Below are 26,141 nucleotides of genomic sequence, written 5' to 3'. Positions count from 1 at the left end.
GCGAAATGGCTAACTTTGCACCCTGCCCGGCGTTTGCGGCTTCATGAGGTCATGAGGACGCATGTCGGGCCGACGTTATCACCAGTCCAACGCAATGAAACGCTACAACATCATCAACAATTCGCTCGGATGGCTATGCTTTGTGGTGGCCGCCCTGACCTACATCCTGACGCTTGAGCCTACGGCCAGTTTCTGGGATTGTCCTGAATTCATACTTCAGGCATTCAAACTCGAAGTCGGTCACCCGCCGGGCAACCCGATATTCATGCTCGCCGGCCGCTTTTTCGTGAATTTCGCCGGAGGCGACATCTCTAAGGTGGCCTACTGTGTCAATCTCATGTCGGCGCTGCTTTCGGCCGGCACGATATTGCTGCTCTTCTGGACAGTAACCCATCTTGTCAAACGGTTGACCGTGCGCGACGACGCCACCGAAGTCAGCCCCCTCAAGATGATCGTGATCTTCGGCTCGGGTCTGTGCGCGGCGCTCGTCTACACCTGGAGCGACACATTCTGGTTCTCGGCTGTCGAGGGCGAGGTCTATGCGTTCTCGTCGTTCTGCACGGCACTGGTGTTCTGGCTCATCCTCAAGTGGGAAAACCGGGCCGATCAGCCGCATTCCGACCGCTATCTCATACTCATAGCCTACGTCATCGGCATATCCATCGCAGTGCATCTGCTCAACCTGCTCTGCATCCCCGCCATAGTGCTGGTGGTCTACTACCGCAAGTGGCGCGACACCTCGGCCAAGGGATCGTTGCTGGCGCTCCTCGTGTCGTGTGCCATCGTGGCGCTGATCCTCTACGGCCTTGTTCCCGGATTTATCGAGATCGCGCAGTATTTCGAGCTGTTCTGCGTCAATCTGCTCGGATGGAGCTTCAATATGGGCACTCTGGCCTATACGGTCATATTCATCGGAGTGTTCTGCTGGGCCATCCGTGAGCTTTACGCGCAGCGGTCGGCCACACGCATCCGCATATCGTTCCTTCTCGCCATTACGCTCTCGGGCATGCTGTTTATCGGCGACAATCTGTGGGTGGCTCTGATCCTGACGGCCGCTCTCGCATTGTGGCTCTTCAAGACAAGCAAGCTGCCGGTTAGGGTGCTCAACCTCGTGGCGATATCCACTCTGGTGATATTTGTCGGCTACAGCTCCTACGCGCTGCTGCTCATCCGCTCGTCGGCACATACGCCGATGAATCAGAATGCGCCCGACAACCTGTTCTCTCTCGCCTCCTACCTCAACCGCGAACAGTATGGCGACCGTCCGCTCTTCTACGGCGCTACGCTCAATTCGTCGCCCGTCTACGAGGTGTCGGGACAGCAGACCAATCCTATCATCAAGGAGGGACCGGCGCTATATGCCAAAAAGGTGAAGACTTCGCCCGACGAACCCGACGAGTATATCATGACCGGACACAAGAAGTCCTATGAAATGACTCCGGAATTGAATATGCTCTTCCCCCGTATCTACAGCTCCGACCCGTCACACAAACAGGCCTACGCCGACTGGATCGGATTCCGGGGCAAACCGGTGAATGCCACCCTCTATGTCGACAAGGAGGGCAATCCCATGCAGCAGACCATGCAGCTCAAGCCCACGATGGCCGAAAATCTCGACTTCTTCCTCGTATATCAGCTCAATCACATGTACTGGCGCTACTTCATGTGGAACTTTGCCGGACGACAGAACGACATACAGGGCAACGGCGAGGTGAACCGCGGCAACTGGATATCGGGAATACCCTTTATCGACAATGCGCGTCTCGGCGACCAGAGTCTGCTTCCGGCCGACCAGGGCAGCGAAAACAAGGGTCACAACGTTTTCTATATGCTCCCGCTGCTTCTCGGCATCATCGGCATAGGCTGGCAGGCTTTCGTGTCGAAGCGAGGCATCGAGCAGTTCTGGGTGGTGTTCTTCCTCTTCTTCATGACAGGTATCGCCATCGTGCTTTATCTCAATCAGACTCCCGGACAGCCCCGCGAACGCGACTATGCCTTTGCCGGTTCGTTCTATGCCTTCTCTATCTGGGTGGGAATGGGAGTGGTAGGCTTGTGGCGTCTGATCATGCTTGCTCTGCGCGGCAAGCATGGTGCGGCACAGGCCGCCGGCGACGGTGAGGCGGGCATATACCCCGCCGAGGAACAGCCCGGAAAGCTCCGTTCGCGCTCCATGGCTGCGGCTGTGGTGGCTGCGGCTGTCGGTCTGCTGGTGCCGTTGCAGATGGTGTCGCAGACATGGGACGACCACGACCGCTCGGGCCGATACACCACCCGCGACTTCGGCAACAACTACCTCAACAGTCTTGACGAAAACGCCATAGTGTTCACCAACGGCGACAACGATACATTCCCCCTCTGGTATGCCCAGGAGGTGGAGGGTACGCGCACCGACGTCAAGGTGGTCAATCTGTCATATCTCACCACCGACTGGTATGTCGATCAGGTGCGCCGTCCCTCCTATGAGGCTCCCGGCATCGACATGCAGGCGCGTCCGGCCGACTATGCCTACGACCGTCTGCAGTTCGCTTACTTCCTCGACAACGATACGATCCCGGTCGATGCTCTCGCGTCGCTCCGTCAGATCTACTCGCCCGAATCGCGTCAGAATTCGTGGGGACTTCCGATCGTGAAGCATCCCAATATGTACGTGCCCGTCGACACCGCCGCGCTTGTGGCTGCCGGCCGCATCACTCCGCAGGAGGCTCTGGTGGCCGACGCCGTGATACCTGTCAATCTGCTCTCCGACCCTCACGCGCCGGGAGAGCGCGGCATGACACTGAGCAAGACCATCGCGCTCGACATGATAGCCACTTCGGCGGCCAACGGCTGGAATCGTCCGGTCTACTTCGCCATGACCGTCCCCGAACGTTATTATATGGGACTCTCGCCATATATGCGCAACAACGGTCTGGCCTACGAGGTGGGACCGCTCCGAAATTCGTCCGACGCTCCGTCGGTCAACACCGAGAAGATGTATCGCAACGTCACTGAGCGATGGGCATGGGGCGGACTCGACAAACTGAAGGACGCCGACGACATTTATCTTGACGAAACGGTGCGACGCATGGTGACAACACACCGCACCGCGATGCTTGATCTCGTGACAGCTCTCATCAACGAGGGTATTGACGCGCGTCGCACATTCGACCGCGACTCGGCGATGCTAACCGTCCTGCAGTCCAACGAACTGCGGCGTATCACCACCGATTCCTACCAGCGTGCGCGCACGGTGCTCGATCTCATGCGCGAGAAACTCCCCGCAGAGGTCATGCCCTATGCCGTGCAGGTGGGCAAGCAGGCCGGCGATCTGTATCTTAATCTCGGAGAACTCACCGGCAACAAGTCCGACACCGAGAAGGGACTGCAGATTATCCGCGACGAGATCATGCGCTTCGCCGACAACATCGTCTATTATCAGAGCCTGTCGCCCTGGCAGTATTCCACACTCCCTTACTCCGACCGCTACACTGATCAGCGCTACTTCCTCGACCTCATACAGAGCTATCTCTACGGAGGAGGCGACGTAGAGACTCTTGAGAAGGAGATCTCGGCAAAGGGAGTAGACCTCGAACGACAGTTCCGCTTCAATTCCGCCCAGAAGGGACAATAAGCCGATGGGACTCATCGAACAGCCGCCGTTGCTCTACCGCCTCCTTTTTCCGGAGGCGGTGTGGAGGCTCAACCGCCGCAGACGAAGGGTTGTCTATCTGACTTTCGACGACGGGCCGATACCGGAGGTCACTCCCTGGGTGCTCGACCTGCTTGATGCCGAAGGGATCAAGGCCACATTCTTCATGGTCGGCGACAACGTGCGCCGCTATCCAGAGGTGTTCGAGGAGGTGAAGCGACGTGGCCACAGCTACGGAAATCATACGATGCATCATCTGCAGGGATTCAAGGTGACGTCTATGACCTATATGCGCGACATAACCGAGGCCGACAGGCTGATCGACAGCCACCTCTTCCGCCCGCCCCACGGCATCATCCGATGGCGTCAGGCCAAGGCTATCAAAAGCCGCTACAACATCATCATGTATGATCTTGTCACGCGCGACTATTCGAAGCGGTTGCGACCCAATCAGGTGTTCGACAATGTGCGCCGCTACGCACGCCCCGGATCCATCATAGTCTTTCATGACTCGCTCAAGGCCGAGCACAATATGAAAGCGGCTCTTCCGCTTGCCATAAAGTGGCTGAAAAACGAAGGATATGAATTCGATGTCCTCCCGATGTGATGTGCCCGGACATGCCGACCTCGAAGGGCTTATGTCGCAGTCGGGCGCATATCGTTTCGGCATAGCGGCTGTAGAGCCGGTCGACGGACGGTCGGCAGCAGCCTACGACCAGTGGATCGCGGCCGGATGCCACGATACGATGGACTATCTCGACCGCTATGCCGACGTGCGCCGCGATCCCTCGCTGCTGCTTGAAGGTGCGCGCTCCATGATTGTCGCCGCTTTCCCTTATGCCGCCCCGGTGTTGCCCGGAGAGGGAAAACTCCGTTTTGCGGCCTATGCGCTCGGCGACGACTATCACGAGGTGTTGCGTCGACGGCTCGAAGGTGCTGCCGAAGTTCTGCGTCAGCGATGGGGAGGGCTGACGCGGGTATGCGTCGATACGGCTCCGCTGCGTGAGCGATACTGGGCCGTCAGGGCCGGACTCGGTTTTATCGGGCTGAACTGTCAGCTTATACTTCCGGGAGCGGGATCCTACTTCTTTATCGGCACGATACTCTCTACCGTCGACATGACGCCCGACGCTCCTTGCCGCCTTTCGTGTGCCGGATGCCGCCGCTGTGTGGTATATTGCCCCGGACAGGCGCTCGACGGCAATCCGTCGCACCCCTCGCTCGACGCGCGCCGCTGTCTGTCGTGCCTCACGATTGAGCACCGCGGGCCGTTGCCTTCCGGTGTCAGGCTCGGCCGGCGGGTCTATGGCTGTGACACGTGCCAGATAGCATGCCCCCACAACCGTATGGCCGATCCGGTCAGACCGTTGCCTGAGTTTGAGCCGCGGCCCGAACTGCTTGAGCTGACGCGCGACGATCTGCTGTCGATGGATCAGCAGCGCTTCTCGACCCTGTTCCGTCATTCGGCCATAAAAAGAGCCAAGCTCGCCGGACTGCAGCGCAATGCCTTATCCGTCGAGCCTGACTGATTATTGTATCAGGGCAGCTTCGGGAGTACGGTTCATCGCCACACTATAGATAGTGTCGGTGAAACTCATCAGGACATGATATTCATTGCCAACGCTCCACAGAGAAGGTGCCGGCGACAGGTAAAGACCTGATTTCCCTGCTGGTAAAAGGCTGTGCCGCCGACCTGAGAGTGGGGTATAAAGCCGTTGAATCTACTTAATGTCACGTTGTCAAAGGGAAGAAACGGTGTTTGTGACGGATTCTCGGCGCTGACTATTATTCCTCCACGGGATATTTGCGGTAATATTCTTCCAGTATGGTGGCTATGTTGAAATAATATGTGGCGGTGGATCCGTCGGGCTTGCGGGCTGTGATCAGCTCGTAGAACGGCTCGAAAAACAGGTGTTTCTCGGCCACGAGTCCCATGGCGTTCAGCAGCACGTATTCATGCTCCGGCGATATGACTATCCATGAGTTCTCCTCGTCGGCGCCTGTGCCCGACGATACTATCGCCATGAGTATATAGTCGAGCTTGTATTGCCATATTTTGGCAAGATTGCGTTTCCCCTTGGTTTTCAGCGCCGATATGAGGTTCATCATGTGGCGCAGGTCGAAAGGATTGTTTTCGAGTGCCTTCTCGGAGTATTTGATCACGGAGTCACACTCGCCGCGGGTCCATTCGCGGCGGTTTATCAGGTTTTCGGCGGCAGGCTCGAAGGCTTTCGGACGGTAGGGGTTGTAATCCTCCTGAAACATATATCCGAAATAGAGATGCCTGAACTTGTCGAGCTTCATCAGGGTGTCGTTTCTCATATACTCCTTCATCAGCCGCGGGTAGTAGTATGGCGAGTGACGGTCGTATGTGGCCTTCTGTATGGCTTCGAGGTCAGGGGTTTCGGTGGTGAATTTCGTTTCGTTCGCGCCGGGTTGCGAGGCTCCTGCGGCTATTGCTGTCAGCAGGGCGGCTGCGGCGATTATGAGGGTGCGAAGGTGTTTCATTTGACGAGTTCGGGATAAGAGATCCGTGAATGGTACATGGTGCGCAGGCGCGACGCGAACGTTTCCTTGATGATGTTTACGTCGCGGAACGACAGAGGGGAGTCGTCGTGCAGACCTTCGGCGATCTGGCCGTCGATGATGCGGTTGACAAGCGCCGAGATAGCTTCCGGAGTGTGCTCGCTCAGGCTGCGCGACGCCGCCTCTATGGCGTCGGCCATCATCAGTATCGATGTCTCGCGCGAACGCGGGTTGGGGCCCGGGTAGGTGAAAAGATCCTCGTCGGGAGTCTCGTCGGGATGCTCGTTGCACCATGTGTTGTAGAAATACCGGGCTTTGCCGCGTCCGTGATGCTCGGAGATGAAGCTGCGTATGACGGCCGGCAGCTTCTCTTTCTCGGCACGGCGCAGTCCGTCGGCCACATGGCCTATCACTATCCGTGCGCTCTGGGGGGCCGACAGGGAGTCGTGGGGGTTGACCCCGTGCTGGTTCTCGGTGAAGAATGCGGGATTGTCGATCTTGCCTATGTCGTGGTATAGTGCTCCGGCTCTGACAAGGGTCACGTTGGCGCCTATGCGGCTTGCGGCCGCCGATGCGAGGTTGCTCACGGCCATGGAGTGCTGGAATGTGCCCGGACACTCCTCGGAGAGTTCGCGCAGTGTCGGGTTGTTGATGTCCGACAGCTCCACGAGGGTCACTTTTGAGGTGAAGCCAAACAGCTTTTCAAGAATGAATATGACGATGTAGGCAAACGAGATCAGCACGGCGTTGACGCCCAGAAAGCCTATGGCGCGTAGCGATACGCTCTCAAGAGTGCCGTTGTGGATCAGCTCGATGGCTGTGTACGACAGGGCGTAGGCCACGAAGATCAGCATCGCCGTGCGTATGAGTTGTGACCGGCGCGACAGCTCTTTGGTCGATGTGATGGCCACCACTCCCGCGATGAACTGCAGAAACACGAATTCAAGCGTCGAAGGAGCCACGAGGGTGGTGAGCAGCACTGCCGTCAGATGTGAGTAGAAGGCCGTGCGTGAATCGAGAAACACCACCAGCACCAGCGGTATGATCGCGAACGGCATCATGTACAGCCCGGAATTCAGTGCGCGGCTCATGGCGAATGCAAACAGGGTGAACGCCACAAGCAGCGACATCGTCATCAGCATCGTCCGACGCGAAGCATAGTAATCGGGGCGGAAAAAGAACATGAATCCGTAGAGTGCGCCGTAGAGAAGCATGACGAACAACACCTGACCCATAACCGGATAATAGTCGTAGCGGTCGGTGCCTATGCCTCGCTGGCTCAGCAGGTCTTCATAGGTGTTGAGCAGGGTGTAGAGCCGGGGAGTGACTATGACTCCGCGGTCTATGATGCGTTCTCCCTTCTGCACCACTCCCACCGGTGCCATGGCGCGCTGCATCATGTCGTCGTGCAGACGTGCCGTTTCGAGGCTGTCCACCACGATGTTGGGCACTATCAGCTCGGCTATCCGGGCTGCGGATATCGCCGAACGGTGGCGGTCCTCCTGAAGAGCGCTGTCGAGCCGGGCGTAGGCGCGGCGAGGCGACAGATAGCCCGATGTGGATATGGATATCGCCACATTGTCGTGTATCAGGCGTGCGCGCGGCAGACGCCCTGCGGCAATGGCTTCATAGAGTGTGGTTTCCACTACGCCTTTCTCGTAGATCCCTTTCACCTTGGCCAGGATGGCATTTCGTTCCAGTGGCGACAGTGTGATGTGGGTATCCGGCGAGTTGAGGCGACCGGCAAACGAGGCTATCACATTCTTCTCCGTGTTCAGATCGCGTTTCAGAGCCGGCTCGAATCCGGCCTCAAGGCTGTCGCGCAGCTGCCGGGCGCTGACCGAGTCGAGATATACGGGTATGTCAAACGGTGCCGTCAGCAGCGAGTACGACCATGGGCGGTTGACTTCATAGGAGTAGTGCCGTCCGTCGGAGCGCGGAAGGAAATATACGGTGAGAAACACTGCGGCGGCAAACACTCCCCACCGCAGCCATTGCGACAGTCTGTCGGATGTATCGTTAGTTTTCATGTTTCGTGATATGCTCAGTCGGGGGTATCGGCTACACGCGCAGCGTTCTGCACTCCCTTTATCTTTTTAATTTTCTGACACAGTTCGCCTACTACCTGCGTGTCGCTCACCAGTACTGTCAGCGAGCAGGCAAACACCTCTTTGTCGGTGTCGATATGCAGGCTGCGTATGTCGATGTTGAGCTGGTTGGAGATCATCTGGGTGAGCTCCTGCAATATGCCGTGGCGGTCAACCCCCTCTATGCGTATCTCGGCGAGAAATTTCTGTTTCACCTGTTCCCACTCTGTGCTGACTATGCGCGGGCCGTAGGCGGCCTTGAGAGCCTGGGCGCGGGGGCATGTCAGAGAATGGAGTTCCACCTGTCCGCGGTCGTTGACATATCCCATCACGTCGTCGCCGGGGATGGGATGGCAGCAGTCCGACAGCACGTAGTTGCGCTCCGTGTCAGTGCATCGCAGGGCGTATGTCTTCTTGACATTGACCTTCTCCGGGGTCACGGTCACGATCTGCGGCTGCTGCGTCCGCTTTATCCTGAAAAGCTTGGAGAGCAGCGACTGCTCGGTCTTGGGCGACTCCTTGAGAATGTAGCGCGAAAGGTCGATGCTCCCTTGTCCGAGCTTCATGTACAGAGCCTCGCGCGAGGGCAGGTGATAGTAGGCGAGCATCTTGGTGACTATCTCGTTGGTCGCCTCCACCTCGCGCTCCTTGAAATATTGGTCGAAAATCGCCTTGCCGCTGTCTATCACAGGCTGCTGCACCTTGCGCAGGGCCGCTTTGAGCCGTGTGCGCCCCTTGGCTGTGGCCAGGAAGGGAAGCCACTCCTCCTTGGGAGTCTGGCTCTGCGAGGTCAGCACCTCCACTTGGTCGCCCGACTGCAGGCGGTGACTGAGAGGCACCAGCTTATGGTTCACCTTGCCGGCTATGCAATGGGTGCCTATCTCCGAATGCAGCTCGAAAGCCACGTCAAGCACCGATGAGTCGGCCGGCATCGTTATCACCCGGCCTTTTGGTGTGAATACGGCTATCTCTGAGGCGAAGAGATTCATTTTCAGAGTGTCGAGGAAGTCTATGGCGTTGGGGTTCGGATCGTCGAGTATGTCCTTGATTGTGCGCAGCCACTCGTTGAGCTCGCTCTCCTCGTCGCTCTCGCCGCTCTTGTATTTCCAGTGGGCGGCAAACCCTTTTTCGGCTATCTCGTCCATGCGCCGCGAGCGTATCTGCACCTCCACCCAGTTGCCGTCAGGACCCATCACCGTCAGATGCAGTGCCTGATAGCCGTTGGCCTTGGGTATGCTCACCCAGTCGCGGGTACGGTCGGGGTGCAGCCGGTATAGGTCGGTTATAGCCGAATAGATGCTCCAGCATATCCCTTTCTCCTGCGATGGGTCGTCGCAGTCAAATATGATGCGCATCGCGTAGAGGTCGTAGATCTCCTCAAACGGCACATGTTTCGTCTCCATCTTGCGCCAGATCGAGTAGACCGATTTCAGCCGCGCCTTGGCCTCATACCGCAGGTTCATCTTGTCGAGAGCCGCAAGGATCGGGGTTGCGAAGTCGTTGTAGACCGCCGACCGGCGCGCCTCCGACTGACGGATCAGTTCCGAGATGCGCTCGTAGGCCTTCGGATGCTCATATTTGAAACTCAGATCCTCCAGCTCGGTCTTGATCTCGAAGAGTCCGAGCCTGTGGGCGAGCGGGGCGTAGATATACAGCGTCTCGCCGGCGATCTTATACTGCTTGGCCGGAGCCATGGAGCCGAGAGTGCGCATGTTGTGCAGCCGGTCGGCCATCTTGATCAGCACCACCCTTATGTCCTCGCTCATGGTCAGAAGCAGCTTGCGGAAGTTCTCGGCCTGCGCCGACGCCTGTTCGCCGAATATGCCTCCCGATATCTTTGTCAGCCCCGCCACTATCTGGGCTATCTTGGACCCGAACAGGCGCTCGATGTCCTCCACCGTATAGTCGGTGTCCTCCACCACGTCGTGGAGCAGGGCGGCGCATATCGATGTGGAGCCGAGCCCTATCTCCTGGCTGGCGATCTTCGCCACAGCTATTGGGTGGAGTATGTAAGGCTCGCCCGAACGGCGGCGTATTCCGCCGTGGGCTTTTTTCGCGAAGCGGAAGGCGCGCTCTATGATCTCCACTTTCTTGCGGTGGTTGCTTTTGAGATAGCCCTGAAGCACGTCCTGAAACTCGTTTTCTATCAGGCGTTCTTCCTCTTCGGGGGTCATATTGTATTGCTTGTCTGGCTCCATGGTTAAAGGTGGTTTGCGGCCGGGCAATGTTACCCAATCACAAAATTACATTTTTTTCGTCAAACACGCAACACGCCGTCCCCACTCCTGTAGCCTGATACGATACGCAATAATGACTGACCGGCTTATGTGTAATGCATAAAAATACTAAAACTCGGGAAAATGGGCGGTATGTCAATATTTTTTGCTATCTTTGCGTGATTTTTGCAGATATGACTTTGAAGCAATAGAAATTAAGAATCCGATATGTTAAATCCAATCAAGAAAACCATCGCCCTGCCCGACGGTCGTGAGATCACCCTCGAAACAGGCAAGCTTGCCAAGCAGGCCGATGGAGCGGTAGAGCTGCGCATGGGCAACACCATGCTCCTCGCCACTGTCGTTTCCGCTAAGGAGGCCGGCGAAGGAGTCGACTTTATGCCCCTTCAGGTAGAGTATAAAGAAAAATATGCATCGTTCGGTCGTTATCCCGGCGGATTCCTCAAGCGTGAGGGTCGCGCTTCCGACTACGAGATACTCACCTCGCGCCTCGTCGACCGTGTGCTCCGTCCGCTGTTCCCCGACAACTATCACGCCGACACATTCGTCAACATCACTCTCTATTCGACCGACGGCGTGGATATTCCCGACGCTCTCGCCGGACTCGCGGCATCGGCGGCAATCGCAGTCAGCGACGTGCCCTTCAACGGACCTATTTCCGAAGTGCGTGTGGCACGTGTCGACGGACAGTTTGTCATCGACCCCACATTCGACCAGCTTGAAAAGGCCGATATGGAGCTGATGGTAGGCGCTACCTACGACAATATCATGATGGTGGAGGGAGAGATGGATGAAGTGTCGGAAACCGACCTTCTCAACGCTCTCAAGGCCGCACACGAGGCCATCCGCACACAGTGCAAGGCACAGATCGAGCTGGCCGAGGCTGTGGGACGCGCCAAGCGCGAATACTGCCACGAGGTCAACGACGAAGAGCTGCGCAAGGATGTCCACGACAAATGCTACGCCAAAGCCTACGCCATAGCACAGGCCGGCAGCGCCGACAAACACTGGCGTCAGGACAGCTTCGACGCTATCTGCAAGGAATACATCGAATCGCTCCCCGAAGAGGAGCGCGACGAGAAGACACCCCTCGTGAAGCGCTACTACCACGACGTGGAGCGCGAGGCCGTGCGCCGCTGCATACTCGACGAGGGCGTGCGTCTCGACGGACGAAAGACCACCGATATCCGACCCATCTGGTGTGAGGTCGACTACATCCCCGGCCCTCACGGATCAGCCGTGTTCACACGTGGTGAGACACAGTCGCTCTCCACTGTCACACTCGGCACCAAGCTCGACGAGAAGATCATCGACGACGTGCTCAACCAGGGTCACGAGCGTTTCCTCCTCCACTACAACTTCCCTCCCTTCTCAACAGGCGAGGCCAAGCCGCAGCGCGGCGTCGGACGCCGCGAGATCGGCCACGGCAATCTCGCCCACCGCGCGCTCAAGCGCATGTTCCCCGAAGGATTCCCCTACTGCTGCCGTATCGTCAGCGACATCCTTGAGAGTAACGGATCTTCATCCATGGCTACTGTCTGCGCAGGCACACTCGCTCTGCTCGACGCCGGCGTGAAGATGAAAAAGCCCGTCAGCGGCATCGCGATGGGTCTTATCACCGACACCGACAGCCCCAAATACGCGATCCTCTCCGACATACTCGGCGACGAGGATCACCTCGGCGACATGGACTTCAAGGTGACCGGCACACGCGACGGCATCACTGCCACACAGATGGACATCAAGTGCGACGGACTCTCCTATGAGATACTTGAACGCGCACTCAACCAGGCCCGCAACGGACGTCTGCACATACTCGACATCATCGAGCAGACCATACCGCAGCCCCGCGAGGACTACAAGCCCCACGTGCCCCGCATCGTCACCATGCTCATCCCCAAGGAGCTTATCGGCGCTGTCATCGGCCCGGGCGGAAAGGTCATCCAGGGCATTCAGGAAGCCAGCGGCGCCACAGTCAGCATCGACGAGATCGACGAGGGCGGCTACATCGAGGTCGCTGCGGCCAACAAGGCGTCGATCGACAAGGCGCTCGATATGATCAACGCCATCGTAGAGCTTCCCGAAGAGGGCAAGACCTACACCGGCAAAGTACGCTCCATACTCGAATTCGGCGCGTTTGTGGAATTCATGCCCAACCGCGACGGACTGCTCCATATCTCCGAAATCTCGTGGAACCGCCTCGAGAACATGGAGTCGTCGGGACTCAAGGAGGGCGACACCGTCGAAGTGAAGCTCATAGAGATCGACAAGAAGACCGGAAAGTATCGCCTCTCGATGCGTGCCCTTCAGCCAAAACCCGAAGGATACGTAGAGCGCGAGCGCGCTCCCCGTGGCGACCGTCCCCGCCGTGAAGGCGGCGATCGTCCCCGTCGCGAAGGTGGCGACCGCGGACCGCGTGGACCGCGCCGTTGATACGATCCCTCCAATCAGCGCTGACTCCGGAAGCGGGGAAGCCTGAACGACAGAAATAAAGCAGCCGGGCAGTCATCATGACTGCCCGGCTGTGTTTGTGTCGGTCTGCGTCGCCGTGGCGGATCAGTATCCGGTATAGCTGTGGGGCGACAGACGCCTCAGCTCCTGCTTCACTTCGTCGCTGACGGCAAGTGTGTCGATAAAGGCCGCGATGCTCTCGGCAGTCACCTGCGCGTTGGTGCGGGTGAGCTGCTTGAGGGTTTCGTAAGGATGGGGATAGCCCTCGCGGCGGAGTATCGTCTGGATACCCTCGGCCACTACCGACCACATCGAGTCGAGATCGCGGTCGATCGCGCTCTGGTTGAGGATGAGCTTCGACAGTCCCTTGAGAGTGCTCTCTACGGCTATGACGGTGTGGGCCATAGGCACGCCGACATTGCGCAGCACCGTAGAGTCGGTCAGGTCGCGCTGCAGACGCGATATCGGAAGCTTCGTCGACAGATGTCCGAAAATGGCGTCAGCTATGCCCAGATTGCCCTCGGAATTCTCGAAGTCGATCGGATTCACCTTGTGGGGCATTGCCGACGAGCCTACCTCGCCCTCTTTGATGCGCTGCTTGAAATACTCCATCGAGATATACTGCCAGATGTCGCGGTCGAGGTCGATGATGATCGTGTTGATGCGGCGCATGGCGTCAAACAAGGCTGCCAGATTGTCGTAGTTGGAGATCTGGGTGGTCAGCTGTTCGCGCTCTATGCCGAGATGTCCGCTGAGAAATTTGGCGGCGAACGCCTGCCAGTCAATTGCAGGGAAAGCTGTCAGATGGGCGTTGAAGTTGCCGGTGGCGCCGCCGAACTTGCCGCTTATCGCCACTGACTTGAGCGAAGCTATCTGAGTGCGCAGACGGTAGGCGAATACCCCCATCTCCTTGCCCAGACGTGTGGGCGAGGCGGGCTGGCCGTGGGTCTTGGCGAGCATCGGTATCTCGGCCCATTCCGAAGCCATGCGGTCGAGCTCGCTCTGCAGACGCTCCATCAGGGGGAGATATACGTCGTTGAGAGCCTCGCGTATCGACATCGGGACAGCCGTGTTGTTGATGTCCTGCGATGTCAGGCCGAAATGTATGAACTCCTTGTAGGCCTCGAGTCCGAGAGCGTCGAAGCGCTGCTTGAGGAAATACTCCACGGCTTTCACGTCGTGGTTGGTGGTGCGCTCTATCTCCTTCACCGCCGCGGCGTCGGCCTCGGTGAAGCCGGTATAGATGGCGCGCAGGGCTGTGAATGCCGAGTGGTCCACTCCCGCCAGCTGGGGCAGAGGTATCTCACACAGTGCAATGAAATACTCCACTTCCACCCTCACGCGGTAGCGTATGAGAGCGAATTCGGAGAAGTAGTCGGCGAGAGGCTCGCATTTGGAGCGGTAGCGTCCGTCGATCGGAGAGATCGCTGTAAGTGTGTCGAGTTGCATATTGATGATGGTGTGAAAAATGTATATGTCAGTAGATGCCTGTTGTGCCCGAGGCTATGCGCATTATCGCCGAAGTGTCGCTGACTATGTGGTCGGCGTGGTGTCTCTCCAGTTCTTCGCGCGAACGGAAGCCCCAGGTCACACCGCATGATTCGACGCAGGCACGGAAAGCGGTGTCCATGTCCACTCCCGAGTCGCCCACATACAGCACCTCGGCCTTGGGAGTGGGATGACCCGAAAGGATCTCGAACACTATCGAGGGATCAGGCTTTGTGGGCATTCCTTCGCGATGACCCTCCACGGCCACCCACGGCACGTCCGGGAAAAAAGTGGCCACAAGCTTCGACGTAGCCTCTTGGTATTTGTTCGATGCCACGGCCACGCTTATCCCTTCGGCCGTCAGCTCGGCCAGAAGTTGCTCTATGCCGGGATAGGGATGAGTGGTGTCGGTGCAGTGTTCGCCGTAGTATTCCGTGAAGTGGCGGTGCATGGCCTCTATTGTGGCCTCGCTGCGGTCCTCTTCGGGCAGGGCGCGCTCTATCAGCTTGGTTATTCCGTTGCCGACGAGCATCGGATATACGCCCAGCGGATGGGTCTTGAAGCCCATAGCCTGCAGCGCATGGTTGGTGGCATTGGCCAGATCGCCTATGGTGTCGAGCAGAGTGCCGTCGAGATCAAATATCACAAGTCGTTTCATAATTGCATGTGTGTCGTTGATAAACTTTTAGAACGGATAGCCCACCGAGAAGTGGAACGTCGCGTCGCGTCCCCAGCGTGGATGGATTATTGGCCAGTGTTCGCGGTCGGCTGCAGGGTCGTGGGCTTTCATGCCCAGGTCGAAGCGGAGAAGGAAATAGCTGAAATCCATGCGCAGTCCCACTCCGTAGCTTGCGGCGATCTGTTTCCAGAACGTCGAGAAGTGAAACATGCCTCCGCGCTGGTTCTCGTAGTTGTGGATGGTCCATATATTGCCGGCGTCGGCAAACAGTGCGCCCTCAAACACCCAGAACAGTTTCATCCTGTACTCTACGTTGAGCAGCAGCGATATGTCACCACACTGGTTGATGAAGTCGGTGACGGAGTTGCGCGAGTCGTAGCTTCCCGGGCCGAGAGTCCTGACGCCCCAGCCTCTGACGCCGTTGGCGCCGCCGGCGTAAAACCGCTTCTCGAACGGGAGCACCCGCGAGTTGCCGTAGGGCACTCCTATGCCGGCGCCTACGTGGAACGCCACGCTGTGGCGGTAGGCGAAGTTGCGGGCTATCGAATAGTCCACTTCGGCCTTGGCATACTGCGAATACTGTATGCCGAACAGACGGTACACGCCGTTGTGTTTCTTCTCGTGGGTGAGCGACGACAGGGCGTAGAGCAGATTGCCCGCCACCTCGCCAGAGGCCCGAAGCGAATATACCGTGGGCTGCACGGGCTGACGGCGCGAGGTGGCCGAAGCTATGCGGCGGTTGGTACGGTAGAATGTGTAGCCCGACCGCATTATGAAGTGGTCTTCGTAGCTGTAGCGCAGCAGCGGGTTGGACGGGGCTATCTGGTTGATGAAGTCGATGGTGCTTTCGGGCAGATACACGTAGTTGACATCGACCAGATCGAAGGTGCGCCGCTCGCGTCCGGCGCGGGCGCTCCATTTGTACTTCCATGCCGCACCGGCTATGATGCGGGTGTATTCAGGCCGCTCCTGGTAGTTCATCGACACGGCCAGTTCGGTAGTGGCCTTGATGCGCCGCTTGTATTCGCCCGAAAGGAATGGAAACAGGAAACTGGGGAATGTCAGTCCGGCCTCGCCGGCATACTCCGTGTAGCGGTTGTTGATCAGTCCCGACAGATTTCCCGATAGGCTCTCGTAGTTCATGCGGAACTGGGCTGTGAACAGGTTCGAGGCACGGCCTACGTCGCGGTGCTGATACGTTGCGCCTATGCCGAAGCCCAGATCCCCCTCCGAGTTTGTGCCCTCAAGCTCAAGTGTGGCGCCCTGTTTCTTGTTGCGTGTCAGATACACGTAGGCGTCGATCCACTGGCTGCCGTCGACAGGTGCCGATACCGGTTGCATCTCTATGTTGATAGAGCGCAGTATGCCGAGCTGCGCGAGCGACTGATAAGTCATGTCAACGTCGCGCGACGAATAAAGCTGTCCCGGCTCTATGAAGCATTTCTCCTCAAGGGTCGATGGCCTGATATAGCGGTCGCGGCCATACACCACGTGGATGTCACCGCGGCTGACTGTGTCGCGTTGCCACGTACGGTCGGAGTTAGGAGCGTAGTCGGTGATGAACCATACCGACCTCACCCTGTAGGTCAGATGAGGTATTGAGATCGCCTCTTCGCCCGACGGCGCGTTGCCCTCAGTGCTTATGCCTGGCGTCATGGGCGGTCTGATGACCATTGTCAGGTCTACGTCGAGAGAGTTTTCGGCCGTGTCGGCTATGTAGGATATATAGTCTTTGGCGAAGGCATAATATCCGTGGTCGCGCAGACGGCGGGTCACCAGCGAGCGTTCTTCGTCAAGCCTGTCGCGGTCAAACGGTTCGCCGGAGCGGAGTGTCAGCAGAGCCGAGTCGGCGCGGACTATACGGGCTATCGCGGTGTCCGCGATGTCATAGTTCATGCGCGATATCCGGTGGCGCGGGCCGGTGTTGACAAGATAGCTGACATCCATGCGGCGGCGAGCGCTGTCGGGCAGGGTGTCGACTTCTACCGAGGCCTGCATGAATCCGCGGTTGACGAGAGCGAGCCTTAGCTGCCGGCGCGACGCCTCGGTAAGATCGGAATTATAGATCACCGGCGGCTGTCCGAGTCGTCGAAGCCATCGGTTATACCAGTGGGTGGAGTCCTTGCCCGAAAGGCTGTAGGTGGCAAGCTGAAGTTTCAGAAAGCCCAGCACCTTGTGGTTTGGAGTCTGGCGCAGATAGTTGACAAGATCCGAACTGCGCACCATTTCATCGCTTCGTCGGTCACCTGATGTATCAGTAGTCTGTGTGATCACAATTTCAGTATTGTCAAGCAGATACTTCCCTTGTGGCACATGTTTCACCGGACTGCATCCACACGCCAGCCATAGCGTTCCTATCGCTATGGCCGTGCGGGTCTTTATACTGCGAAATCTGATCACTCTCACTCTGTAGCTTATTGGACTGCAAAGTTAGCAAACTCGCCCCACAGCTGCAAGCGCGTTTGTCGCGGCTTCATGCTGTGTCAATGTTAAAAAAAGAGATGTCGGGTCATTTCAGCCCCGACATCCTTTGTGCCTGTGCGCTTCAGAAACGCGGCGGACGTCCGCCATGGCCGCCCGGACCGCCGGGCCCGCCGGGTCCGCGCATATTCCGGTCGGAAGGCATGTTGCCCTTGCCGAAGGTGTTGAATTTGTAGCTTACCGTCAGCATGAAGTAGCGGGTGAGGTCGTTGATCATCGTGTCATCGATATAGTTGGCGGTGATGGTGCGGCTTATGTTGGAGCGCTGGTTGAGAAGGTCGTAGGCCTTCAGAGCCACGGTGAGCGAACGGCTCGGCAGGAACTGATAGGAGATCGAGGCGTTCCACATCCACTGTTTCTGGTTGTAGCCTGCGGCATAGCCTGCCGAACCCGAATAGGTCAGATCGGAGTTGAGTATCACTCCTATCGGGGTGGAGTAGTAGGCCGAGAATGTGCCTCCGTAGGTGTGGACGGTCTGGCCGCCGATACCCTGCAGAGAGTTGTGGGTGGTCTGAAGGCGGTATTTGGGGCGAAGTTCAAGCTCCAGGTTGTCAGGACGGAAAGCTATGCCGAAGCTTTCGGCCACCATAAGCGATCCGGAGCGGTTGCGCTGGCCGTTGTTGAAGCCTACATTGCGGTTGTAGTTGACAAACAGGTGGTTGTTGATCTGCCAGAATTTATTGCGCAGAGGTTGGGAGAATATCGACATCACTCTGGCCGACCATACTCCGTTGACGTTTTCGTAGCGGGTGGTCTGGGCGCCGGTTTCCCTGTCGCGGGTGATGTTGCTCACTATCGAATTTTGTGTCAGCGACATATTGGCCATGAGCATGATAGAGCGCTGGCGTTCTGTGTTGAAATCCTGGAAGCGGATATTCATGTTGTGGCTGAACGATGGATCCAGCGCCGGGTTGCCGTATATGATGTTCATCGGGTCCGACATGTCAGGCACCGGCTGCAACTGCGTGAGTGAGGGCTGCGACGAGCGGCCGCGGTAGTGGATATTGAGCGAGCGGGTCTTGCTGAATCTATGGCGGTAGCGCAGGAACGGAGCTACATTGACCATCCACCGCGAGTCGATATCGCGGTCGGAGTTGATCAGGTCGATGCTTTTCGACATCTGCGGCACGAGCGATATGCCTCCCTCGAAATTTATGCTTTTGGTCACCTGGCGGAAGCCCAGGCGTATGTCCTGATTGAAATAGTCGTTGCGGAAACGGTTGCTCAGATCGGGGTTGAATATCAGCTGCGAGTAGTCCACTTCGGGGAAGCCGTCGGGGCCGGGCATGGGAAGCAGCGGATGGTCATAGATCATGTTGTCGGCGTTGTTCCAGCGGTAGTTGAGGTTGTAGGCAAACGTCAGGAATCGGCCGTTTTTCACGTTGCCGAGCGGTTCGGTCCACGTCAGACGGGCACTCATGCGGTCAGTCCATGAATGGTTGCTCGCTTCCTGATCGTATATGTCCACGGAGTCGTTTAGCAGATAGAACAGGTTGCGTGAGAAGGTGTTCTCATGCTCCCTGATGTTGGAGTGGTTGTATTCGGCGCTGATGGAGAACGAGCGTCCGCGGTGGCGGCGGAACGAGTGGCTGTATATCAGTCGTGCGCCGAATTCAAGCGAATGTCCGTCGGCGGCTGCGGTGTTGAGACTGCGGCTCACGGCGGTGCGGGCTGCGTCGCCGGCACGGGTGATTGTGGAGTCGATGCTCGACGATGAGTTCATGTTGTACGACAGCGTCGGACGGAATTCAAGTGTGTTGAACGAGTCGGGCATCCACTCCATTCTGAAACCGGCGCTGACATTGTGTCCGCGGTCGCGGGCGTTGCGTCCCGACGATGCGAACGAGGTGGAGTCGGCTTCGAGGTACTGGCGTTCCTGACGGCGAATCACATTGCGGTCGGAGTGACTGTACATCACGTTGCCGCCCACACGGAATATCTCTTTGTTGCCAACGTTGAAGTTTATGCCGAGAGCCTGCGAGGTGGTCAGACCCTGACTGCCGCCGAACCGGCGGAAACGGTTGCCGTTGCTGTCGGTGAAGCCGAGCTGGTTGATGTCGTTGAAGTTGCCCAAAAGGGTCATCTGGTTGCCGTTCCAGAAACGGTTGACGTTGAACTGGCCCAGATAGTGCCCTTCGGTGCCGTAGCCTGCCTCGGCGGCGCCGAAGTAACCGTTCTGCATCCCTTTCTTCACCGTAAGGTTGATCACCGTCTCGTCCTCGCCGTCGTCCACGCCGGTCAGACGTGCCAGATCGCTCTTGCGGTCAACCACCTGAAGCTTCTCGATCATCTCCACAGGCAGGTTTTTTGATGCCACCTGAGGGTCGTCGGCAAAGAATTCCTTGCCTTCGATCAGTATCTTTTTCACCTCCTTGCCGTTGGCTGTGATCTTGCCCTCGGAGTCTACCTCCACGCCGGGCAGACGTTTGAGCAGATCCTCCACCACGGCATTGGGCTGTGTCTTATATGAGCCGGCGTTGTATTCCACCGTGTCTTCTTTCACTTTGATTTCGCTTGCCACACCGACGACGGTCACTTCTTGGAGCTCAATCGCGCTCATCTCGAGTACGATTGGCTCCAGAGTGACACTTTTTGAACCGATCTTTGTGTCTTTGTGTGTTGTGCGGTATCCGATATACATCGCCTCCACTATGTAGTTGCCGCTTTTCACTCCTGTGAGGCTGTAGTTGCCGTCGATATTGGTCTTGACACCATTGATAAAGGTCGAGTCTTTGGCTGCCAGCAGTTTTACGGTCGCTGCTACCATCGGTTCTCCGTCGGAGTCGACGATTTTGCCTTTGATGTCGTAGGCCAGAGCCGTCGCGGCTCCGAGTGTCAGGGCTATCAGCGCTGCAGTGCAGCGGTGGAAGTAATGTATCATCAAATATGTCTTTTTTCTCGTTTGTCCGAAGTAATAGACTCGCGGACGATGCAAAGGTTTAACACCGGTTGAAAAAATATCTGCAAAAAACTGCAAAAAAAACCGACACCCATGCCCGGAGATGCTGCCGCTAAAGCTATTTTGGTTAACTTTGCCGATATGAACTTAAGAATTTTTCCGCCCGACGAACTGCTTCAGGCCGACGTCAGGCTGCCTCTCTCAAAAAGCATCAGCGCAAGGGCGCTCATACTCGACGCTCTCGCCGGAAACGATAAGCCGGGCTTTGAAGTCGCCCATTGCGACGATACGGCAGCAATGTGTGGCGCTCTTGCCGATCCGGCGCTTGAATATGTAAATATCGGCGCCGCAGGCACAGCCATGCGTTTTCTGACTGCCTGTTTCGCCGCACAGCCGGGGCGCACCGTCAGGCTCGACGGATCGGAGCGCATGCGCCGCCGTCCCGTGGCGCCGCTCGTCGACGCGCTGCGCTGCTGCGGAGCGTCGGTTGATTATGTCGGCGAGGAGGGATTCCCGCCGCTGCTGATTCGCGGATCGCGGCTCGCCGGTGGCGAAGTCAGTATCGATTCCACCATAAGTTCGCAGTTTATCTCGGCGCTGCTCATGATCGCGCCGATGATGCAGCGCGGACTGCGTCTGACGCTTGTCGGAGAGCCTGCTTCAGAGCCATATATGGCCATGACTCTCGACATGATGCGCCGGTGGGGGGCGTCGGTCGACCGGCAGGGAGCTGTCATAGAGGTAGCTCCCGGAGCATACCGGACTCCCGACGGATTCGAGGTGGAGGCCGACTGGAGCGCCGCTTCCTACTGGTATGAGATCGAGGCGCTGACCTCCGGATGGCTCACTCTGCGCGGACTCGACCGGCCCGCCGACAGTCTGCAGGGCGATTCGAGATGTGCCGGACTATTCACCGGTCTCGGAGTGGAAACGGAGCCGGAAGGTGAGAATGGCGGCATTGATCTTGTGGCTTCGCCCGACGTGGCGCCGCGCTTTGTGGCCGACATGGCCGACACGCCCGACATCGTGCAGACGGTGGCAGTGAGCTGTGCCATGCTCGGAGTGCCCTTCAGGCTCACAGGAGTGGCATCGCTGCGCATCAAGGAAACCGACCGCATAGAGGCACTCCGCCGTGAACTGCTCAAGGTCGGTGTGATCATGCAGACCGAAGGCGACGACTGCATTTTCTGGGAGTCGGCCCGGCGTCCGGTGACCGAAATCCCGGTGTTCGATACCTACGACGACCATCGTATGGCCATGGCATTCGCTCCCGTGGCAATCTATATCCCCGGAGCCGTCGTGCGCGATGCCGGGGTGGTGGCCAAGTCCTATCCCGGATTCTGGGATGATCTTCGTGCCGCCGGGTTTACGGTCGAAGAGTTTTCGGAGGAGACTGACGAATGATACCAGCGCTGATATTGCTATGCGCTTTGGTGGCGGTAGGGATTGTCTGCTATCTGCTTGAGGTGAGACACCGTCGCATAGCGCGCGATATGGCTTCAGACCACGACGATGACACTGGTTCCGCATCCGGCGGCGACGGTGGAGAATGCTGCGGCATGCATCTTGTCTGCGAGAAAGATTCGCTGCTGACAGCCGTGAAGCCTGTGGTCGAATACTACGACGATGAGGAACTCGACCGATATGCCGGCACTGCGCCCGACGCATATCCCGACGAGGCCGTCGAAGAGTTCCGCGACGTCATGCTGACACTCCGTCCCGAAGAGATAGCGCCGTGGGCGCGAAGCATACAGCTCCGGGGCATCGCGCTGCCTGAGGCTGTGCGCGAGGAGCTGCTGATGATTGTCGGCGAGGCGCGTCAGGCGGCCGGCGGAAACTCCGTAAAATCAGTCAAAGCATCATGAACGAACTATTTCAATACACCTTCTTTCAGTACGCGCTCATCGGTCTTGCGATCATAAGCATCGCATCGGCCATGATAGGCACATATATCGTCACACGACGCATGGTGTCGATAAGCGGCGGAGTGACCCACGCCTGTTTCGGCGGCCTCGGACTTGGCTACTATCTTGGATGGAATCCCGTGCTGACGGCCGCACTGTTCGCTGTGGCCTCATCGCTCGGAGTGGAGCTGATGTCGGTCAGAGGCCGGGTGCGCGAGGACTCGGCCATAGCCGTCATCTGGGCAATAGGCATGGCGGTGGGCATCCTGTTTGTGTTTCTCACTCCCGGATATGTGCCCGAGCTTAACAGTTTTCTGTTTGGCAACGTGCTGACCATCTCGAGTGCCGATCTGTGGGCTTTCGCTCTGTTCACAGCTGTGCTGGCACTTTTTTTCGCGCTCTTCTACCGCCGCATAGTGGCTGTGGCCTTTGACCGCGATTTCGCTTTTGTCATTGGGCTTCCCGTAGGCACGATCTCCACTGTCATGACCGTCATGACAGCCGTGTGTATCGTCCTGACTATACGCCTGGTGGGCATTATGCTGCTTATGTCGATGCTCGCTCTGCCGCAGCTGACGGCCGAACTGTTCTGCCGTCGCTTCTCGCGGATGATGCTTGCGTCGGCCGCGGTGTCGCTGCTGTGCAGTGTCGGCGGCCTGCTTCTTGCCGCTGTTGTCGATGTGCCATGCTCGGCGCTTATAGTCCTTGTCATGGCCGCAGTCTACGTGCTGACGGCGCTCGGCGTCTATGTAGCCAGGCGTGTGCGGATGCGTTCCTGTGATCAGTGATTTCAACCAGTCATTTAACACATAATACATAGTCAGATTATGAAACATCTTCTTTATGCCGCGGCAGCGGCTGTCGCAGTGGCGGCTTCCTCGTGTAGCGGCAATGACGACGCAGTGATGGGGCGTATCGACGTGGCCTCCGCCATATCATCGCCTTCGGAGCTGAAAGTGAGCGAGATTGGCAAGGCTATCCGTTATGTGCCGCTTGCCACGGGCGACAGTTTCCTCGTGGCCAACCGGTGGAAACTCCGCGTGGTCGGAGACCGTGCCGTAGTGTGCAATACCGGATCGTCGGCTGCCGGAGCCGGATCGTCGGTGCTTGCGTTTGACCTTGCCGACGGACGTTTTCTCAATCATATCGGTCATGCAGGACAGGATCCGGAGGCTTACCGCCGGCCTGAATTCGTCACCGACAGCAAAGGCCACACTCTTTTCTTCCGTGGAGTCGGCGACAGCCTTGTCAGATATGACGTCGACGGACGCTTTCTCGGTGCGGCGCCCACCTCATTCCCGGCTGCCGGACAATTGCCTGCGGCAGTTGTCGACACTATGCGTGTCTATGCGCTGACGGGCTTTATGGAAGTGCCGGTGCCGTATCTCTCGGCGGTCTTCGTAGGTCCGTCGGGAGTCGTTGCCGACTCGCTGCCGATTGTGCGCCGCGCAGCGGCTGACGACCCGGTCGATCTCGGTTCGATAGGTGGTATCACTGTAATGAAAACGCCCGGGCTTATGCGCAACTCACAGCAGGGACTCAGCGGACTTAAGATGGATGCCCGGCCGGCAAGCTACAGGTCGGATGACGCCCCGTTGTGGTACACTCCCGAAGGCGATATCCATGCCATGCTGGCTTTCTCCGACACGATTTTCAGTGTCGGGTGCGGGCGTGAGCCGCGTCCGGTCATGGTGATGGACTTCGGCGACAGGGCCTATACGGCGGCCGACAATGGCCGGCGCGATATCAGCGACGATGACTTGATCGTGTCCGACATAATAGAGTCGTCCGACAAGCTCTTCCTTGGCGTGCGAAAGGGATGGCGCACCGATGACGACGAACGAAACTTCATCGGATATTACGACAAGGTTTCAGGCACTACACGCATGACCCGTGCAGCCGACGGATTTGTCGACGACCTGACCGGTTTCATGCCGTTCTATCCAGTAGTGGCCGCGCCCGACGGCAGCCTCATCGGCATACTCACACAGGAGGATATCCTCAAGTGGATCGAAGAGCACCCCGACGCTACGGTGCCGCAGCAGCTGCAGGCCGTGGCCGACAGCGAGGAGGAGCCCAATCCGGTGCTCGTCATCCTGAAGTGACAATTTCTAAAATCAAGGCGCTGTGACGGATCATTCTGTCACAGCGCCAGTCGTTTGTCATATCCCGTTCCGGCTTTTACGGCAGCTTTGTTGCGGCCGTAGAGCGCACGCGACGGAGTATGTTCTGCATGTCAAACACCACTTGGGGGTGGATGAGAGCCACATTTTCGGTTTCGCCCTTGGTCGACGACATGTCGTAGAGCTGCGGCATCGGATTGTTCCCTGTCTCGATCTTCGGCCCCCACTGTATCATTGCGGGTCCGTCGTTAGGCTCGATATACTTCCAGTCCTTTGTCCTTACGCCAAGAGTGTGGTTCGAGGCAAGCTCTACCACCCAGGGGGTGTCGGTGGTGTCGGTGCCGAGCAGATTGCCCAGACGCTGACGGCTGTCGGGGGCGGCGGCTTCAGGCAGGCGGGCGCCTATAAGTGACCCCAGAGAGGCCATCCAGTCGATGTGCGACATCAGCACGTCCGACTCCTTTCCGCCGGCAACGCCCTTAGGCCATCTTACGATCGCCGGCACCATCGTGCCACCCTCGAAGGCACTGTACTTGTTGCCGCGGTACGGACCTGTGGGGCTGTGACCGTTGAGCAGTTCCTCGGCCTGGTCATCATAGCCGTCGTCAAGCACCGGGCCGTTGTCGCTGGTGAGTATCACAAGAGTATTGTCGGCTATGCCGAGCTCGTCAAGAGTGCGCATGATCTCGCCCACCGACCAGTCAAACTGCGTTATGGCGTCGCCCCTGACACCCATCGGGTTCTTGCCTCTGAAGCGCTCGTGGGGGAAGCGGGGCACATGCACGTCGTTGGTGCAGAAATACATGAAGAACGGTTCGCCGGCATTGCTGCGAATGAAGTCTATGGCGTGCGATGTGATCGAGTCGGCTATGTTCTCATCCTTCCACAGCGCCTTGCCGCCGCCCGACATGTAGCCTATGCGGCCTATGCCGTTGACTATGGCCATGTCGTGGCCGTGCGACGACCGCATGTTGTAGAGCAGCTCCGGATTATCCTTGCCGGTAGGCTCGCCGGGAATGTTCCTGCGGTAATCCACGCGTATCGGATGCTCCGGATCGTAGTTGGCGACCTTGCCGTCCTCGATAAAGACGCATGGCACACGGTCGGCCGTGGCTGCCATGATATAGTGGTAGTCAAATCCTATGTCGGCCAGACCCGAGGGAAGGGGAGCGTTCCAGTCCTGTTCTCCCGTCTTGTCACCGAGTCCGAGATGCCATTTGCCTATGGCGGCGGTGCGGTAGCCGGTGTTGCGAAACATGTCGGCCATCGTGTACATCTCCGGACGTATTATCATTCCGGCATTGCCCGGGGCTACATCAGTTCCGGGGCGGCGCCAGGCATATTCGCCGGTCAGAAGCGAATACCGCGAAGGGGTGCTCGTGGCGGCTACGGCATGGGTGTTGGTGAACTTGATGCCCTGCTCGGCAAGTCGGTTGACGTTGGGGGTGCTGACATTTTTCGCTCCGTAGCATTCGAGGTCGCCGTAACCGAGGTCGTCGGCCAGAATGATGATTACATTGGGTTGCTCCCTGCTGTTGACCTTGTCCGACAGGGAATTCTTGTGCGATTTGGCGCTGACGGCGCCGGGCATGCACAATATTGGAGTAAGCAGCGCGGCGGCTGTGGCCATGCGGCTGT

Annotated in this window: 16 protein-coding genes; 8 read left to right on the top strand and 8 right to left on the bottom strand. The window is 58.0% G+C overall.

The window, feature by feature from the left end:
• Window positions 1-94 precede the first annotated feature (94 nt).
• From NF347_RS10245 to queG, 3 genes are read left to right on the top strand one after another with little or no spacing between them, the layout of a single operon-like run.
• A complete protein-coding gene (locus NF347_RS10245; protein WP_161553772.1) occupies window positions 95-3,610 on the top strand; it encodes a glycosyltransferase family 117 protein in 3,516 nt (1,171 codons plus the stop codon).
• Window positions 3,611-3,614: 4 nt separating this feature from the next.
• The gene (locus NF347_RS10240; RefSeq protein WP_107035882.1) at window positions 3,615-4,235 is read left to right on the top strand and encodes a polysaccharide deacetylase family protein; all 621 of its coding nucleotides are present in this window, start codon (window positions 3,615-3,617) and stop codon (window positions 4,233-4,235) included.
• Window positions 4,210-5,157 (top strand): tRNA epoxyqueuosine(34) reductase QueG, encoded by a 948-nt coding sequence (gene queG, locus NF347_RS10235; protein WP_107035883.1) that lies wholly within the window; start codon window positions 4,210-4,212, stop codon window positions 5,155-5,157. The genes NF347_RS10240 and queG overlap by 26 nt, the downstream gene beginning before the upstream one ends.
• A gap of 256 nt (window positions 5,158-5,413) precedes the next feature.
• Here the strand turns inward: queG and NF347_RS10230 are convergent, their stop codons facing one another.
• The 3 genes from NF347_RS10230 to NF347_RS10220 are packed head-to-tail and all read right to left on the bottom strand — an operon-like array spanning window position 5,414 to window position 10,439.
• Entirely contained in the window at window positions 5,414-6,136 is a 723-nt protein-coding gene (locus NF347_RS10230; RefSeq protein WP_107035884.1) for a DUF4919 domain-containing protein, read from the bottom strand.
• Complete coding sequence (locus NF347_RS10225; RefSeq protein ID WP_107035885.1) at window positions 6,133-8,184, bottom strand: HD family phosphohydrolase; 2,052 nt, start codon at window positions 8,182-8,184, stop codon at window positions 6,133-6,135. The genes NF347_RS10230 and NF347_RS10225 overlap by 4 nt, the downstream gene beginning before the upstream one ends.
• 14 nt (window positions 8,185-8,198) lie before the next feature.
• Entirely contained in the window at window positions 8,199-10,439 is a 2,241-nt protein-coding gene (locus tag NF347_RS10220; RefSeq protein WP_161953400.1) for a RelA/SpoT family protein, read from the bottom strand.
• Window positions 10,440-10,685: 246 nt separating this feature from the next.
• On the opposite strand from NF347_RS10220, the gene pnp reads away from it, so the two are divergent.
• A complete protein-coding gene (gene pnp / locus NF347_RS10215) occupies window positions 10,686-12,911 on the top strand; it encodes a polyribonucleotide nucleotidyltransferase (protein ID WP_107035886.1) in 2,226 nt (741 codons plus the stop codon).
• A gap of 123 nt (window positions 12,912-13,034) precedes the next feature.
• On the opposite strand, the gene purB is transcribed toward pnp, so the two are convergent.
• The 4 genes from purB to NF347_RS10195 form a co-directional block, all read right to left on the bottom strand.
• Window positions 13,035-14,378, bottom strand: coding sequence for an adenylosuccinate lyase (gene purB / locus NF347_RS10210; protein ID WP_107035887.1), 1,344 nt, complete (start codon window positions 14,376-14,378; stop codon window positions 13,035-13,037).
• Between the two features lie 28 nt (window positions 14,379-14,406).
• Entirely contained in the window at window positions 14,407-15,075 is a 669-nt protein-coding gene (locus NF347_RS10205) for an HAD family hydrolase (RefSeq protein ID WP_107035888.1), read from the bottom strand.
• 27 nt (window positions 15,076-15,102) lie between these two features.
• Complete coding sequence (tamL, locus tag NF347_RS10200; RefSeq protein ID WP_306254193.1) at window positions 15,103-17,496, bottom strand: translocation and assembly module lipoprotein TamL; 2,394 nt, start codon at window positions 17,494-17,496, stop codon at window positions 15,103-15,105.
• Between the two features lie 145 nt (window positions 17,497-17,641).
• Window positions 17,642-20,458, bottom strand: a complete 2,817-nt coding sequence (locus NF347_RS10195) for a TonB-dependent receptor (RefSeq protein ID WP_107035890.1) — start codon at window positions 20,456-20,458, stop codon at window positions 17,642-17,644.
• Between the two features lie 159 nt (window positions 20,459-20,617).
• On the opposite strand from NF347_RS10195, the gene NF347_RS10190 reads away from it, so the two are divergent.
• Genes NF347_RS10190 through NF347_RS10175 form a run of 4 tightly spaced genes read left to right on the top strand, consistent with a single transcriptional unit; the run spans window position 20,618 to window position 24,485 of the window.
• The gene (locus NF347_RS10190; RefSeq protein ID WP_107035891.1) at window positions 20,618-21,880 is read left to right on the top strand and encodes a 3-phosphoshikimate 1-carboxyvinyltransferase; all 1,263 of its coding nucleotides are present in this window, start codon (window positions 20,618-20,620) and stop codon (window positions 21,878-21,880) included.
• Window positions 21,877-22,341, top strand: coding sequence for a phospholipase (locus NF347_RS10185; protein WP_107035892.1), 465 nt, complete (start codon window positions 21,877-21,879; stop codon window positions 22,339-22,341). Before NF347_RS10190 ends, NF347_RS10185 begins: the two co-directional genes overlap by 4 nt.
• Window positions 22,338-23,168, top strand: a complete 831-nt coding sequence (locus tag NF347_RS10180; protein WP_107035893.1) for a metal ABC transporter permease — start codon at window positions 22,338-22,340, stop codon at window positions 23,166-23,168. Before NF347_RS10185 ends, NF347_RS10180 begins: the two co-directional genes overlap by 4 nt.
• A gap of 39 nt (window positions 23,169-23,207) precedes the next feature.
• Entirely contained in the window at window positions 23,208-24,485 is a 1,278-nt protein-coding gene (locus NF347_RS10175) for a DUF4934 domain-containing protein (protein ID WP_107681671.1), read from the top strand.
• A 76-nt stretch (window positions 24,486-24,561) separates the two neighbouring features.
• Here NF347_RS10175 and NF347_RS10170 read toward each other — a convergent pair whose 3' ends face one another.
• Window positions 24,562-26,094 (bottom strand): sulfatase family protein, encoded by a 1,533-nt coding sequence (locus NF347_RS10170; protein ID WP_237613012.1) that lies wholly within the window; start codon window positions 26,092-26,094, stop codon window positions 24,562-24,564.
• Window positions 26,095-26,141 lie beyond the last annotated feature (47 nt).

It is taken from the genome of Paramuribaculum intestinale (genome assembly GCF_030759015.1).
Lineage (GTDB): Bacteria > Bacteroidota > Bacteroidia > Bacteroidales > Muribaculaceae > Paramuribaculum > Paramuribaculum intestinale.
This window is presented reverse-complemented; position numbering and strand designations above follow the sequence as displayed.

What these genes read in the sequence shown, in the direction of transcription:
- NF347_RS10245 (WP_161553772.1), top strand. Translation starts at nt 95, where the DNA reads ATGAAACGCTACAACATCATCAACAATTCGCTCGGATGGCTATGCTTT.
- NF347_RS10225 (WP_107035885.1), bottom strand. Translation starts at nt 8,184, where the DNA reads ATGAAAACTAACGATACATCCGACAGACTGTCGCAATGGCTGCGGTGG.
- purB (WP_107035887.1), bottom strand. Translation starts at nt 14,378, where the DNA reads ATGCAACTCGACACACTTACAGCGATCTCTCCGATCGACGGACGCTAC.
- NF347_RS10170 (WP_237613012.1), bottom strand. Translation starts at nt 26,094, where the DNA reads ATGCCCGGCGCCGTCAGCGCCAAATCGCACAAGAATTCCCTGTCGGAC.
- NF347_RS10220 (WP_161953400.1), bottom strand. Translation starts at nt 10,439, where the DNA reads ATGGAGCCAGACAAGCAATACAATATGACCCCCGAAGAGGAAGAACGC.
- NF347_RS10195 (WP_107035890.1), bottom strand. Translation starts at nt 20,458, where the DNA reads ATGATACATTACTTCCACCGCTGCACTGCAGCGCTGATAGCCCTGACA.
- NF347_RS10190 (WP_107035891.1), top strand. Translation starts at nt 20,618, where the DNA reads ATGAACTTAAGAATTTTTCCGCCCGACGAACTGCTTCAGGCCGACGTC.
- NF347_RS10240 (WP_107035882.1), top strand. Translation starts at nt 3,615, where the DNA reads ATGGGACTCATCGAACAGCCGCCGTTGCTCTACCGCCTCCTTTTTCCG.
- pnp (WP_107035886.1), top strand. Translation starts at nt 10,686, where the DNA reads ATGTTAAATCCAATCAAGAAAACCATCGCCCTGCCCGACGGTCGTGAG.
- queG (WP_107035883.1), top strand. Translation starts at nt 4,210, where the DNA reads ATGAATTCGATGTCCTCCCGATGTGATGTGCCCGGACATGCCGACCTC.
- NF347_RS10185 (WP_107035892.1), top strand. Translation starts at nt 21,877, where the DNA reads ATGATACCAGCGCTGATATTGCTATGCGCTTTGGTGGCGGTAGGGATT.
- NF347_RS10180 (WP_107035893.1), top strand. Translation starts at nt 22,338, where the DNA reads ATGAACGAACTATTTCAATACACCTTCTTTCAGTACGCGCTCATCGGT.
- NF347_RS10175 (WP_107681671.1), top strand. Translation starts at nt 23,208, where the DNA reads ATGAAACATCTTCTTTATGCCGCGGCAGCGGCTGTCGCAGTGGCGGCT.
- NF347_RS10230 (WP_107035884.1), bottom strand. Translation starts at nt 6,136, where the DNA reads ATGAAACACCTTCGCACCCTCATAATCGCCGCAGCCGCCCTGCTGACA.
- NF347_RS10205 (WP_107035888.1), bottom strand. Translation starts at nt 15,075, where the DNA reads ATGAAACGACTTGTGATATTTGATCTCGACGGCACTCTGCTCGACACC.